General features: G+C 67.3%; 14 protein-coding genes. All 14 read right to left on the bottom strand.

The features are described 5' to 3' along the window. Nucleotide 1 precedes the first annotated feature (1 nt). Entirely contained in the window at nt 2-1,654 is a 1,653-nt protein-coding gene (gene atpA / locus NBW77_RS05255) for a F0F1 ATP synthase subunit alpha (RefSeq protein ID WP_131748339.1), read from the bottom strand. 74 nt (nt 1,655-1,728) lie between these two features. Next, complete coding sequence (locus tag NBW77_RS05250; RefSeq protein WP_131748341.1) at nt 1,729-2,574, bottom strand: F0F1 ATP synthase subunit delta; 846 nt, start codon at nt 2,572-2,574, stop codon at nt 1,729-1,731. 3 nt (nt 2,575-2,577) lie between these two features. Beyond that, on the bottom strand, nt 2,578-3,162 hold the full coding sequence (locus NBW77_RS05245; RefSeq protein ID WP_250279353.1) for a F0F1 ATP synthase subunit B: 585 nt from the start codon (nt 3,160-3,162) through the stop codon (nt 2,578-2,580). A gap of 16 nt (nt 3,163-3,178) precedes the next feature. Beyond that, nucleotides 3,179-3,424 (bottom strand): ATP synthase subunit C-like protein, encoded by a 246-nt coding sequence (locus NBW77_RS05240; protein ID WP_131748343.1) that lies wholly within the window; start codon nt 3,422-3,424, stop codon nt 3,179-3,181. 65 nt (nt 3,425-3,489) lie between these two features. Further along, on the bottom strand, nt 3,490-4,398 hold the full coding sequence (gene atpB / locus NBW77_RS05235) for a F0F1 ATP synthase subunit A (RefSeq protein WP_131748345.1): 909 nt from the start codon (nt 4,396-4,398) through the stop codon (nt 3,490-3,492). Between the two features lie 445 nt (nt 4,399-4,843). Continuing rightward, on the bottom strand, nt 4,844-5,110 hold the full coding sequence (locus tag NBW77_RS05230; protein ID WP_131748347.1) for an AtpZ/AtpI family protein: 267 nt from the start codon (nt 5,108-5,110) through the stop codon (nt 4,844-4,846). Then, nucleotides 5,107-5,547, bottom strand: a complete 441-nt coding sequence (locus NBW77_RS05225) for a Cg1360 family ATP-synthase-associated protein (RefSeq protein WP_131748349.1) — start codon at nt 5,545-5,547, stop codon at nt 5,107-5,109. The genes NBW77_RS05230 and NBW77_RS05225 overlap by 4 nt, the downstream gene beginning before the upstream one ends. Further along, nucleotides 5,544-6,653: an MraY family glycosyltransferase gene (locus NBW77_RS05220; RefSeq protein WP_131748351.1), complete on the bottom strand. Its 1,110-nt coding sequence runs from the start codon at nt 6,651-6,653 to the stop codon at nt 5,544-5,546. The genes NBW77_RS05225 and NBW77_RS05220 overlap by 4 nt, the downstream gene beginning before the upstream one ends. Before the next feature lie 21 nt (nt 6,654-6,674). Further along, nucleotides 6,675-7,931, bottom strand: a complete 1,257-nt coding sequence (gene glyA, locus NBW77_RS05215) for a serine hydroxymethyltransferase (RefSeq protein WP_131748353.1) — start codon at nt 7,929-7,931, stop codon at nt 6,675-6,677. A 128-nt stretch (nt 7,932-8,059) separates the two neighbouring features. Beyond that, a complete protein-coding gene (locus NBW77_RS05210; protein WP_131748355.1) occupies nt 8,060-8,716 on the bottom strand; it encodes an L-threonylcarbamoyladenylate synthase in 657 nt (218 codons plus the stop codon). Nucleotides 8,717-8,757: 41 nt separating this feature from the next. Then, complete coding sequence (prmC, locus tag NBW77_RS05205) at nt 8,758-9,726, bottom strand: peptide chain release factor N(5)-glutamine methyltransferase (RefSeq protein ID WP_131748357.1); 969 nt, start codon at nt 9,724-9,726, stop codon at nt 8,758-8,760. Further along, on the bottom strand, nt 9,723-10,793 hold the full coding sequence (prfA, locus tag NBW77_RS05200; protein ID WP_131748359.1) for a peptide chain release factor 1: 1,071 nt from the start codon (nt 10,791-10,793) through the stop codon (nt 9,723-9,725). The genes prmC and prfA overlap by 4 nt, the downstream gene beginning before the upstream one ends. A gap of 153 nt (nt 10,794-10,946) precedes the next feature. After that, the gene (rpmE, locus tag NBW77_RS05195; protein ID WP_131748361.1) at nt 10,947-11,186 is read right to left on the bottom strand and encodes a 50S ribosomal protein L31; all 240 of its coding nucleotides are present in this window, start codon (nt 11,184-11,186) and stop codon (nt 10,947-10,949) included. A 162-nt stretch (nt 11,187-11,348) separates the two neighbouring features. Then, nucleotides 11,349-13,601, bottom strand: a complete 2,253-nt coding sequence (rho, locus tag NBW77_RS05190) for a transcription termination factor Rho (protein WP_349816967.1) — start codon at nt 13,599-13,601, stop codon at nt 11,349-11,351. Nucleotides 13,602-14,038: the final 437 nt, after the last annotated feature.

Below are 14,038 nucleotides of genomic sequence, written 5' to 3'. Positions count from 1 at the left end.
CTCAGTCCTCGGCCTTCGGCTTCGGAGTGTGCACCTTGATCGCCTCGTGTTCCACCTCGGACGGATCGAGGCTCTCGGGCAGCGGCTCGTTGACCAACGGCTGACCGCCCGTCAACGTGAACTCGCTCTTGAACTTCGCGATCAGGTTCTCCAGCGACGCCAGGGTGTCGTCGTCCAGCTTGCCGGTCTGCAGGATCGTGGTGTAGATCCCGCCCTGGGCCCGCTCGACGAACTCAAGGAACTCACGCTCGAAGCGGCGGATGTCCGCGACCGGCACATCGTCGAGCTGCCCGGACGTGCCCGCCCAGATCGACACGACCTGCCGTTCGACCGGGTAGGGCTCGTACTGCGGCTGCTTGAGCAGTTCGACCATGCGTGCGCCCCGGTCGAGCTGGGCACGCGACGCCTTGTCCAGGTCGGAGCCGAAGGCCGAGAAGGCCTCCAGCTCGCGGTACTGCGCGAGGTCCAGCCGGAGCCGCCCCGCGACCGCCTTCATGGCCTTGATCTGAGCGCTGCCGCCCACCCGCGAGACCGAGGTACCGACGTTGATGGCCGGACGGACACCCTGGTTGAACAGGTCGGTCTCGAGGAAGATCTGTCCATCGGTGATCGAGATGACGTTGGTCGGGATGTACGCCGAGATGTCGTTACCCTTGGTCTCGATGATCGGCAGACCGGTCATGGACCCGCCACCGAGCTCGTCCGAGAGCTTCGCGCACCGCTCCAACAGCCGGGAGTGCAGGTAGAACACGTCACCCGGGTACGCCTCGCGGCCCGGCGGGCGGCGTAGCAGCAGCGAGATCGCGCGGTACGCCTCGGCCTGCTTCGAGAGGTCGTCAAAGACGATCAGGGCGTGCTGGCCGTTGTACATCCAGTGCTGGCCGATGGCGGAACCGGTGTAGGGCGCGAGGTACTTGAAACCGGCCGGCTGGTCGGCGGGCGCCGCCACGATGGTCGTGTAGGCCAGCGCGCCGGTCTCCTCCAGGGTGTTGAGGACGGCCCGGATCGTCGACTTCTTCTGCCCGATCGCCACATACACGCACTTGACCTGGCGCTTGGGGTCACCCGTCGCCCAGTTCTCACGCTGGTTGATGATCGCGTCCAGAGCGACGGCACTCTTGCCCGTCTGCCGGTCACCAATGATCAGCTGACGCTGGCCACGGCCGATGGCCGTCATGGCGTCCACCGCCTTGATACCGGTCTGGAGCGGCTCCTTGACCGGCTGGCGCTGCACCACCGTGGGTGCCTGTAGTTCCAGAGCCCGGGACTCGGTGGAAACGATCTCCCCGAGGCCGTCGATCGGGCGGCCCAGCGGGTCCACCACACGGCCGAGGAAGCCGTCCCCGACCGGGACGGAGAGGATCTCGCCGGTCCGGCGGACCTCCTGGCCTTCCTCGATGTGCTCGGACTCGCCCAGGATGACGCAGCCGATCTCGGCCACGTCAAGGTTGAGCGCCAGGCCCAGTACGCCGCCGTGGAACTCCAGCAGCTCGTTGGTCATGGCGTGCGGCAGGCCCTCGACCCGCGCGATGCCGTCGCCTGCGACGACGACCCGGCCGACCTCCTCGCGCTCTCCGACGGATGCCTGGTAGGAGTCGACGTAGTCCCGGAGGGCGGCGCGGATTTCCTCCGGTCGGATGGAGAGCTCAGTCATCGCTTCGGTCCTTCAATAAATGGTGAGGGCACGTCCCGCAGGTCATGCGAGGTCTGGGTGTCCACGAGAGCGCTCTATCGGAGCAGCCGCCGGCGGGCGTCGGTGAGGCGGCGAGCGACGCTGCCGTCGACCACCTCGTCACCCACCCGCACGACAACGCCGCCCAGAACAGCGGGATCGACGTCGACCTGAAGTTGGACATCACGGCCAAAATACCGGCTGATCGCTGTCCGCAACCGGAAAATCTGATCGCCCGTGAGAGGAACCGCGGTGCGCACCACGGCGACAAGCCGGTTACGACGGGCCGCGGCAATCACGGTCAGCTGCTCAAGCCGGCGTTCAAGGTCACCGTGGTAGCGCTCGGCGACCGCACGTTGGATGAGACGGACCGTGACCGGCCTGCCCTTTCCGTCCAGCAACCTGCCCACCAGCGCCTGCTTGGCGGGCACCGGGACGGCCGGGTCGCTTAGGGCCAGGGAAAGCTCCGGCGTCCGGTTGAGGATGCGTCCGAACCGGAACAGCTCGTCCTCGACATCGTCGAGGGCTCCTTCTCGTTGTGCCCGGGCAAGCAGGGCCTCGACCCCCAGCTCCGACAGCGCGTGCTGGAGGTCCAACGGCCGGGCCCAGCGCCCGGTAACCGCGGTCTGAAGAACGTCCAGGGCCGCATCCGAGATCTGCTGACCGAACAACCTGGCCGCCAGCCCGGACCTGGCCGGTCCGGGCACTCCCGGATCAGCCAGCGCTCGCCGGACCGGCGGCTCCCGATCGAGCAGGTCCACGACCGCGTCCAGGTCGTCCGCGAGGCGGCCGAAGTCGATCGGGTAGCGGGACCGCGTCGTGGAACCTGGCGGTGGGGCGGCGGTCAGTTCGTCCAACCGTGCCCGTGCCGCCGCCAGTGAACGTCGGCTGGATCCCTCCACGCCTCAGCCCCCCGGCCCGGCCGGCGTCGGAACCGCCGAGTCGTCCGGCCGCTCCAGGCCCACGATGAAGTCGTCGACGAGCTGACGCTGACGGTCGTCCCGTTCCAGTTCGTGACCCACGATCTTCGTGGCGAGTTCGAGCGCGATGTCACCGACCTCGCGCCGGATCTGAGCAACGATCTGCGACCGTTCGGCGGCGAGCTGGGCCTCACCACGCGCCTTGATCTCAGCGACCTCGCCATCGGCCTGCGCGCGCAGCGCCTCGAGGATCTGGCGTCCCTGCTCCCTGGCGTCGTCACGGATGCGTCCCGCCTCGGCCTGTGCTTCGGCGAGCTGCGCGCGGTAGGACGTGAGCAGGTCCTGAGCCTCCCGCTGAGCGCGCTCGGCACGTGCAAGACTGCCTTCTATGCGATCCGTCCGCTCGGCGTATGTCCGCTTGACCTGCGGGTAGATCTTCCAGAAGAAAAAGGCCACGAGCAGGCCGAACGACAAGGCACCGATCAGCAACTCGCTGATCGGTGGGACGAGGACGTTCTCGTCCGAGCGTGAACTCCCCTCGGCTATTACCAGGAGGGCCGTGGTCGGCACAGTGTCTTCCTCCGACTCAGCTGAAGACGAAGGGGACGACGAAACCGATCAGGGCCAGCGCTTCGGCGAGGGCGAAGCCGATGATCATGTAACGGAAGGCGACCTGCTCGGCCTCTGGCTGGCGGGCGATGGCCTGCACACCCAGGCCGAAGATAAGACCGATACCGATACCCGGCCCGATGGCCGCCAGGCCATAGGCGACTGCTCCGAGGGAGCCGGTCACCTTGTCGGCGGCGGCAAGCACCAAGGTGGGGTCTGCCATGTCATATTCCTTTTCCAGTCGGGCACCGGGACCTGCCGCGGTGCTGATCGGGGTGTCCGAACCTTTTATGCGTGCGCCCCGGCGGGCGCGCCGCTCATAGCGGGCGCCCCACTCACGGCAGGAGCATGGTCGGCCGAGAGAGAACTCTCGTGCTCGCCCCCGTGCTCTTCGACCGCACCGGCGATGAAGGCAGCCGTGAGGATCGTGATGATGTACGCCTGCAAGCCGTCGATGATGAGTTCGAACCCGGTCAGCACGACCGTCACCAGCAGCGAGGCAGCACCGAAGACAAAGGGTGGCTTGGGTAGCAGGTAGTCCGCTCCGAGCGAGAAGACCAGCAGCAGGATATGGCCGGCGAACATGTTCGCGAACAACCGGACGGCCAGCGTGAACGGCCGGACGATCAGGGTGGACAGAATCTCGATCGGCCCGAGCAGAATCTTCACGAAGATGGGAGCCGTCGGAGCCGGGTTGAGCATGTGCCCGAAGTAGGCCCTGGCGCCGTTCGCCTTGATGCCCGCGTAGTTGAACAGCACATAGCTGATGGCGGACAGGACGATCGGAATCGCTATCCGCGAGGTCGCCGGGAACTGTGCGATGGGGACGATCGCGAGCAGGTTACAGATCAGCACGAAGCTGAAAAGCACAACAAAATACGGTGTGTACTTGCGCCCGTTCTCCCCGATGACGTCCCGGGAGATCTGCGTGTCTATGAATTCGTAGATCGACTCGCACACGTTCTGCAACCCACGGGGCACGATCGTGGCGCGCCGGAAACCCAGCCAGAAAACCACGCCGACGAACAGCGCGGCGAAGATCCCCAGCCCTGTCGCCTTGTTCAGGTAGAAATCAACCGATCCGATCTGGATGTCGAACCAGTGCGGGGGCTGGAACACCTCCTTGGTCGGGCCGTGGAAGCCCTCGTCAGCGAGGACCACGGAACCCGTGACGACCGGCACGACGTACACCTCCATGATCAAAATACACTCTTACCAGCGAGGAAGAGACGCAGCCGTACCGGCGGCGGTGTGGACTCACCCTATCTGGTTCAGGCGGGACAGCCCCGCCCGGCGCGGGCCGGCCCCACCCGGACACGGCAGTGCGCCAAACATGCACACCGCGCCGAGACGACCATCCCGCCAGACACGACGATCCAACGACATGGCATGATCATGACCCGGCAGGACCGACAGGAGACACGACTCACAGTGGATGTCAGCAAGCCGACATCCAGCACTGGCGATACTATCCACACCCCGGCGGTACGGGCATCAACTCCGAGACAGCTGGACCTTACTCACTCTTCTGTTCACCTGAACGTTACCTTAACGTTCACTTTCGCCGCCCCGGCATCAACGCTTCGACATCAACCGACTGCGGGATGTCATCCCAGTGGCGCAACGGAAACATCGCGACACACTAATGCCGCGTGGTCCGGTAGATCACGAGATAGACCGCGGCGGCCATGCCCACGAGGACCCCGGCCGGCAGGAAGACGGTGTGAAGGCCGGCGAGGCGGTCGATCCCGTAGCCGACCAGCCCCCAGAAACCGGTCCCCGCCAGCAGAGTGCCGACGACGCTCCACGCCTCTCCGGAGATCACTCCCGGCCGGTAGGGGCGCGGCGGCGGCCGGTCCCGCTCGGGCTGCCCTTCGCCGTCGCCAGAGTTGCGTTCCCCGTTGCTCACGGGTTCAGCGTGTCACGGCGGGAGTTTTCCCGCGCTCGGAAAACCTTCGGGTCGTAGAAGGGGACGCGGGTGTGGGTGGCAACCCACAGTTCGGCGCCGAGCCACCCGAGGACTCCCCCGAAGATGGCCCAGGCAAAGGCAAGAAGATCGATTGTGGTGGAGCCATCCAGGTTCACGAGAAGAGCTCCAAGGATAAAGATCTTCAAACCGTAGGTGCCGAGTGCCGTGGGCAGCACCAGTTCCTTCCAGCGACTGGCGACGACACTCACCGCCACCTTGCTGACCGTGAAGAAGAGTGCAACCAGACAAAGACCAAGGGTAACGCCGGCGAGCCCTGCCGCGCCCCGCAGGAACCCTGCGACGACAAGGGCCGGAACAGCGATCACGGCCATCACCAGCAGACCGGTCCGGATCGTCCGGGTGGCAGCAACAATCATGCGCGCCGCACAGAACGCTGACCGGCCAGCAACAGGACGAGAAGTCCGACGATCCCGAGGCCGACAACGCCGACAAGGATGGGCACCGGCTGCTGGGAGAAGGACGCGGCCACCCCACCGAAACCGAGCAGGGCTGCCCAGAAGTACATGACGAGTACCGCGCGGACGTGGGAATGTCCGATTTCCAGCATCCGGTGATGTAGATGCATTTTGTCCGGAGCGAACGGCGACCGCCCCGCGCGCGTCCGGCGGATGACCGCCAGCCCGAGGTCGATGAACGGCACGGCCAGTACGGCGAGCGGGATGGCCAGCGGAATCAGCGACGGCAGGGAGCGGGACGGCCCGGCGTACCCGCCGTAGGCGACCTGCCCGGTTACCGAGATCATGGACGCGGCGGAGAGCAGGCCGACCAGCATCGAGCCGGAGTCGCCCATGAAGAGCCTGGCCGGGTTGAAGTTGTGCGGCAGGAATCCGACGCAGACTCCGGCGGTGACGGCGGCGAGCAGCGCCGCCGGCGCCGCCCGGGAAAAGTGATTGATCACGGCAACCTCGTAGGCAAAGTAGAACGTGGCGCCCGCGGCGATGGCCGCGACCCCGGCGGCAAGGCCGTCCAGGCCGTCGATGAAGTTCATCGCGTTGACAAGAACGACCGTGGCAAGGATCGACAGGGGCACCGCCGTCTCCGGCCCGAGGCTGAAGGTGGTGTCGCTGTCCGGATTGACCGCGAATGACCACTGGACTCCGAGGAGCACCATCACCCCGGCTGCGGCCACCTGACCCGCGAGTTTGGTTATCGGATCGAGTGGCCACCGGTCATCCACCACTCCGAGCAGGCAGATCAGAACGCCGGCGACAAGAACCGCATGCGGTTCCGCCCAGTCCTGGGAGACCGCGGACAGGAACGGAAGCTGGTCGGCAACGAGTAACCCGGCGGCCAGTCCCGCGAGCATGGCCAGGCCGCCGAGCCGTGGCGTCGGCACCGCATGCACGTCGCGGTCGCGGACGGCCGCGACCGCGCCGATCCAGATGGCGAAACCACGTGCGACCGGCGTACACAGAAACGTGACCGCCGCTGATGCTGCAAAGACGAGCAGATACTCCCGCAATGACCTAACGCATTCGTCGATCTACCGAGGGTAGGCAGGATGCCGGCTCACCAGGGCGGAGACGGTCGTGGCGACGTCTGTGGCCGCGCCCGGATCCCGGACGGCCCGGGCGATGAGCGCCGCGATCTCCTTCATTTCACCTTCCCGCATGCCCTGGGTGGTCACCGCCGGCGTTCCCACCCGGATACCGGAGGAAACCGCGGGCGGCTGCGGATCGTACGGGATGGCGTTCTTGTTCAACGTGATGCGCGCGGCGTCACACCGGGTTTCGGCGTCCTTACCGGAAACCCCGAGATCGCGAAGGTCGAGCAGGGCAAGGTGTGTATCGGTACCACCGGCGACCGGTCGAACACCTTCGGCAGCGAGCCCGTCCGCGAGGGCCTGCGCGTTCACGATGACCTGCCGCGCATAGTCCTGGTAGGCCGGGGTCGCGGCTTCTCGGAGCGCGACCGCCTTGGCCGCGACCGCATGCATGAGCGGCCCGCCCTGGCTGAAGGGGAAGACCGCCTTGTCGATCCGCTGGGCCAGTTCCTCCCGGCATACGATCATCCCGCCGCGGGGCCCACGCAGGACCTTGTGGGTGGTGAAACTGACAACGTCGGCATAGGGAACCGGGCTCGGAATGGCCTTGCCCGCGACCAGGCCGATGAAATGGGCGGCATCCACCATCAGCCAGGCTCCGACCTCGTCGGCGATCGAGCGGAAGGCCGCGAAGTCGATCAGCCTGGGGTAGGCGGTGGCACCACAAATAATCATTTTTGGGCGGTGCTGGCGCGCGAGATCACGCACCTCGTCGTAGTCGATCAGTTCAGTATCCTCGCGGACGCCATAGGCGACCACGTTGAACCACTTCCCGCTGAAGTTCACCCGGCTGCCGTGCGTGAGATGGCCTCCGTGCGGCAGCGACATCGCCAGCACCGTGTCACCCGGTACGAGTAGCGCCGCATACACCGCGAAGTTGGCCTGCGCCCCGGAATGCGGCTGGAGGTTGGCGTGCTCGGCGCCGAAGAGCTCCTTGGCCCGGGTGATGCCAATCTCCTCCGCGCGGTCCACAACCTGACACCCACCGTAGTAACGACGGCCCGGATAACCCTCGGCATACTTGTTCGACAAGGTCGAACCGAGGGCTGCCAGCACCGCCGGCGAGGTGAAGTTCTCACTCGCGATGAGCTGGAGACCGCCGCGGAGACGGTCCAGCTCGTCGAGAACGACGTCGGCGATCTCGGCATCCTCGGCGCGGAGCTGATCGAAGTCCGGGCCCCAGAACGGGGTGCTCATAAGCTGCCTCTCCTCCTGCGGAACTTCCCTGCCCGCCAGGGCCTACGCACCAGTGACCAAAGAACATCCAGGGCGGCCGGGTACGACGCCGACAGCTTACGGCGCCAGGTGGTGGCGGGCCGGGAGCATCATCGGGTCGTCACGGGTACCTGCACCGACGGGAGGACCTCGCGCAACGCCGCCACGTCGACAGCGCCGGCCCGCAACACCCGCGGCACGTCACCCGTACAGTCGATAATCGTCGAGGCTACGCCAGCCGAACACGGTCCGCCGTCCAGGTACACATCGACGGATCCGCCGAGCTGGGCGATGGCGTCATCCACGCTGGTCGCGGGCGGCTGACCGCTGATGTTCGCGCTGGACACCGCCATCGGGCCGGTGCGGCCCAGCAGCTCGATCGCCACCGGATGCAGCGGCATCCGCACCGCCACGGTCCCGCGCGCGTCACCGAGATCCCAGCTCAACGACGGCGCATGTCGCACGACCAGGGTGAGCCCGCCGGGCCAGAAGGCCCGTACCAGGTCGCGGACGTCACCGGTGACCCGTTCCACCAGCCCGTCGAGGGTGCGCCACGAACCGACCAGCACCGGGACCGGCATGTCCCGTCCCCGGCCCTTGGCCGCCAGCAGCGAGCGGACCGCGACCTGGTCGAACGCATCCGCTCCGATGCCGTACAGCGTGTCTGTGGGCAGCACGACCAGTCCGCCGTGCCGCACCGTACGGGTCGCGGCGTCAAGACCCGCCGGACGCCGTTCGGCGTCCGCACAGTCGTACCGTTCGCTCACCAGCTCCTCCACTACCCTCGGGGTTCGACCCCCGAGGTTCGTTACCCCCGGGCTCGACGCGACGCGGTGACGAACCGGTCCCGTCCCGCCAGGTCTGGATGGTCCAGAACATCATCCCAGCATCCGTACGCCCGCAGGAGCGCGGGGGCCGCCGAACCGTGCCGATCGGAATGCTCGATCACCAACTGACCGCCGTCACCCAGCAGAACGGCAGCCGCCTCGGCGACGGCACGCACCCCGGCCAGACCGTCCGGCCCGGCCCACAGAGCGGCGGGCGGATCATGCCTGCCGACCTCCGGTTCGACCTGGTCCCGCTCGTCGTCGCAGAGGTACGGCGGGTTGCTCACCACGAGATCGACCCGGCCGACGAGGTCCGCCAGCTCGTCGACAACCGCCGGGACGTGCCCGGTGGAGCCGGCCGTGGAACGGCTGCGAGAGGTGTGGTCGAGGTTGCGTCCAGTGACGTCGATCCCCACATCAGCATGATGTACCGTCACTCCACGTCCTATAGACATAACATTGCGTCTCGCCCATGCCAGCGCGGCCGGCTCGAACTCGACAGCATGCACCCGGGCGCCCGGCAGCTCATCCGCCAGCGACAGGGCGATCGCGCCGGAACCGGTGCACAGGTCCACGCAGACCGGTTCCGCCCGCCCGGCCGCGCGCATCGCGTCCAGCGCCCACCCGACCACGGTCTCGGTTTCCGGCCGGGGGACGAACACCCCCGGCCCCACGTCCAGGGTCAGATACCGGAATCCGGCGGTGCCCACCAGATGCTGAAGCGGTACCCGCGCGACACGACGCACCACCAGATCACGAAACCGCTCCCGGTCCGGCGGACTGATCGTCGCGGTCAGGGCGAGGCGCCACCGAGGATGACCGGTCACGTATGCGGCGAGCTGTTCCGCGTCCGACCGAGGACTCGCGACCCCGGCCGCGGTGAGGGCGGCGACCGCGTCGTCGAGTTCGGCCGGCAGGCTGCCGGGGGTCCGGACGGACACGCAGGTCACGTCCCCACCCCGGCGGTGAGCCGCGCCGCCAGGTCCGCCGCGACCAGGGCGTCCAGCACCTCGTCGAGTTCGCCGTCCAGCACCTGGTCGAGGTTGTGCGCCTTGAAGCCGACCCGGTGGTCGCTGATCCGGTTCTCGGCGAAGTTGTAGGTACGGACGCGTTCGGAGCGGTCCACCGTGCGGACCTGGCTTGCCCGTGCCGCCGACGCCTCCGCCTGCGCTCGATCGCGGGCCACGACGAGCAGCCGGGCCCGCAGGATGCGTAGTGCGGACTCCTTGTTCTGGAGCTGGCTCTTCTCGTTCTGGCAGGACACCACCAACCCGCTCGGAAGATGGGTGATGCGCACCGCCGAGTCCGTCGTGTTGACGCTCTGCCCGCCGGGACCGGAGGACCGGTACACGTCGATGCGCAGGTCGTTCGGGTCGATGTCGACCTCGACCTCCTCGGCCTCGGGAAGCACGAGGACTCCCGCCGCCGAGGTGTGGATCCGACCGGCGGACTCGGTGACCGGAACCCGTTGCACCCGGTGGACGCCGCCTTCGAACCGAAGCCGGCCGAAGACACCACCGCTGGTGGCACGACCCGCCTTCACCGCCACACTCACGTCCCGGTACCCGCCAAGGTCACTCGGATTCGCGTCAAGGATCTCGGCACGCCAGCCACGCCGCTCGGCATAACGCAGGTACATCCGCAGGAGGTCCCCGGCGAACAGAGCCGACTCCTCACCACCCGCTCCGGCCTTGATCTCCAGGATCGCATCCCGGGCGTCATCCGGATCGGTGGGCACCAGGTGGGTACGCAGGCGGTCCTGCAACGCCGCATGCGCGGATTCCAGCTCCGTGACCTCAGCGCGGAACGAGGTGTCCTCGGCGGCGAACTCACGGGCGGTCGTGAGATCCGCGTCGACCCGGTCGAGCTCACGCGCGGTCTCCACAACCGGGGTCAGTTCCGCGTATCTGCGGCCGAGACTACGCGCCAGGGCCGGGTCGGCATGCACCGCCGGATCCGCAAGACGGCTCTCCAGCTCGGCGTGCTCGGCGAGCAGACCGTCGAGTGGAGTCGTCATTTCGGATGTCTCCTGGTCTGGGTGGCCAAGGCGGGGGACTACGATCTTCAGGTATCGCCGGAGACCCCACGGATTACCAGGGTGGCACGGTCGACCTAGGTCGGACAGCACCCGCGCCGTTGCGGATCGCACGGCACGGGCGCTGTCAACTCGCTACTTGGCTGCGGGTCCGGGCTTGTCGCCGGGACGGCGACGACCGAAGCGCCGCTCGAACTTCTCAACCCGTCCGCCGACATCGAGGATCTTCTGCTTGCCGGTGTAGAACGGGTGGCACTGCGAGCACACCTCGGCGTTGATCACACCGTCCGGCTTGGTGCTGCGGGTCGTGAACGTGGAACCGCACGTGCAGACGACCGTGGTCTCACGGTACGTCGGATGAATGTCAGCCTTCATGATCCTTCTTCCCGAAGTGGCCGCCGGGTCGCCCTGCCACATCTGCGAGGACGTGAACCGGTGCCGGGTGTCAACAGCCCAGTGTGCCAGAACCGCATGCCGTGCCAGAACCGCATGCCCGCCCCGGGCCGGCACCTTGCGGGTACCGGCCCGGGACTGCGCTCAGTCCTGACCCGGAGTGGCAGTCGCGATCTGCATCAGGAACTCGTAGTTCGTCCGCGTCTTCTTCAACCTGTCCAGAAGAAGGTCAAGCGCCTGCTGCGACTCCAGCGTGTGCAGGACCCGGCGCAGCTTATGCATGATCACAAGCTCGTCCGGCGCAAGCAGGATGTCCTCCTTACGGGTTCCGGAGGGGTCGACGTCGATCGCGGGGAAGATTCGCTTGTCTGCGATCTTCCGATCCAGCTTGAGCTCGGCATTGCCGGTGCCCTTGAACTCCTCGAAGATCACAGTGTCCATCGTGGAGCCCGTCTCCACCAGAGCCGTAGCGATGATCGTCAACGACCCGCCGTTCTCGATGTTCCTCGCGGCACCGAGGAACCGTTTCGGCGGGTAGAGCGCGGTGGAATCCACACCACCCGACAGAATCCGGCCGGACGCAGGTGCGGCCAGGTTGTAGGCCCGCCCGAGACGGGTGATCGAGTCGAGTAGTACGACGACGTCCTCGCCCAGTTCCACCAGCCGTTTGGCCCGCTCGATGGACAGCTCGGCGACACTGGTGTGGTCCGACGGCGGCCGGTCGAAGGTTGAGGCGATGACCTCACCCTTAACCGACCGCTGCATGTCGGTCACCTCTTCCGGACGTTCGTCGACGAGAACGACCATGAGGTGGCATTCCGGGTTGTTCGTCGTGATCGCGTTCGCGATGGCCTGCAGCACCATCGTCTTGCCCGCCTTCGGAGGGCTGACGATCAGCGCCCGCTGGCCCTTTCCAAGCGGCATCACCAGGTCGATGACCCGGGTCGTCAGCAGCTGCGGCTCGGTCTCCAACCGCAGGCGCTCCTGCGGGTAGAGCGGGGTGAGTTTGGTGAATTCGGGGCGGTTGCGCGCCTCGTCCGGTTCCAGCCCGTTGACCGTGTCGAGCCGGACCAGTGCGTTGTACTTGTCCCGCCGCTGCTCGCCTTCCTGCGGTGCCCGGACGACCCCCGTGATCGCGTCACCGCGACGCAGACCATGCCGGCGGACCTGGGCCAGGCTCACGTAGACATCGGTCGGGCCAGTCAGGTAGCCACTGGTGCGCACGAACGCGTAGTTGTCGAGAACGTCGAGGATGCCCGCGACGGGGACGAGCACGTCGTCCTCGCGGACAACCGGCTCCGACTCGCTGAAACCACCGCCCTGGCGAGCACGGCCGCGACCCCGCTCACGGAACCGGCCGCGGTTCCGCCGGTTTCCACCGCCGAAGTCGTCGTCGCGATCGGACTGCCCACGGTCGGACTGCCCACGGTCGGACTGCCCACGGTCGGACTGCCCACGGTCGGACTGCCCACGGTCGGACTGCCCACGGTCGGACTGCCCACGGTCGGACTGCCCACGGTCGGACTGCCCACGATCAGACTGCCCACGATCAGACTGCCCACGATCAGACTGCCCACGGCCCTGGCGGTCGCCCTGCTGGCGGCCCTGGCGCTCACCGGCTACAGGACGCTCGCCCGACGCGCGGTCGCCCTCGGGCTGCTGGCGCTCACGTCGGTCCTCCCGGCCCCGGGTGCTGCCGTTCTCCGAAACCCGGGGAGTACTGGCCGGCTCGACAACGGACGTCTCCGCCGAGGCGACGGAAACCGGTTCGGAGGATGCGGTTGTGCCAGGGGCACTGTCCTTCGCCGCGACGGACGCGGCTACCGGCACGGCTGAGGCCACTTCGTCCGGGACGGCGGTCCGCACGCTCTGCGAACCGCTCACGGAAGCGGGAGCGGAGGTGACCACCGCGCTCCGGGTGTCCCGCGGATCGGGCAGGACGTCGGTCAGGGTTCCCTGTTCGTTGGAGGCGGTGGACGGACTTCCCGATGCCCGGGAGGCGCCCCGCCGGCTGCGACTACGGGTGGCGACGCCCGCTGTCGTCCCAACCTGGCTCGCGACCGTCGGGTCGGTGGCATCCACGGCCTGTGTGGTCCGGGCCGGCTTCACGCTGGGGGCCGCCTCTAGACGGGTGGCTGCCACGTTCTCACCCTCGGTCGTGGAGATCGGTGCCTGCACGTTCTGGATGGCCGCGATGAGCTGCCCCTTTCGCAGGCGTCCCACGCCCTGGATACCCAACGAACTTGCCATGGCCTGCAGCTCCGGCAGGAGCATGGCTGAAAGGCCGGTGCCTGACCGCCGGCGTCGCGGGGAGCCAGCGTCCACGGATGACGTCGATGTCTGGGACTCCGCGGACTCGCGTGCGCTGTCAGGCAGCACGTCGGTGGTGTCGCTCAAGATGTTCCTTCCCTGAAGGGACCAGCTCACGGGAGCTGGGTGACGCTTGTTGACCTTCTTCACCTGGGCATCCCACATGGAAATGATGTTCAGCGCCAGGTGGGCAAGCAGAGCGCCCGTGGACGGCGCCAACGGCTGAGCACCGCGTGCGAACTCGTCAATCCCGCTGAGGACTTGTCGGTGCTGGCCGAGGCTTCGATGACGAGGCTGAGGCACCAAGTTCCGGTACCAGATCCGGCTACGACGAGCCGGTGGCGCCGACGGGCGAGCACGCGCCGCGGCGGCAGCGAGTGCAGTCATCAGACTATCCAGACGGAGTCACCTGGGCAACAACCTTCGAGCGGCTTTGCTTCCAGGTCCTCCGTTTCCCACCTGGGCCGCGACCATTTCGGTCGGGATGTCGCGCCTGACATGCCGTGCTCGGGAAGACGCGCATG

It is taken from the genome of Frankia sp. Cppng1_Ct_nod (assembly GCF_920656135.1).
GTDB classification, from domain to species: Bacteria; Actinomycetota; Actinomycetes; order Frankiales; family Frankiaceae; genus Protofrankia; species Protofrankia meridionalis.
Note: the sequence above shows the minus strand (reverse complement) of the source record. Positions and strands in the feature narration are given on the sequence as shown.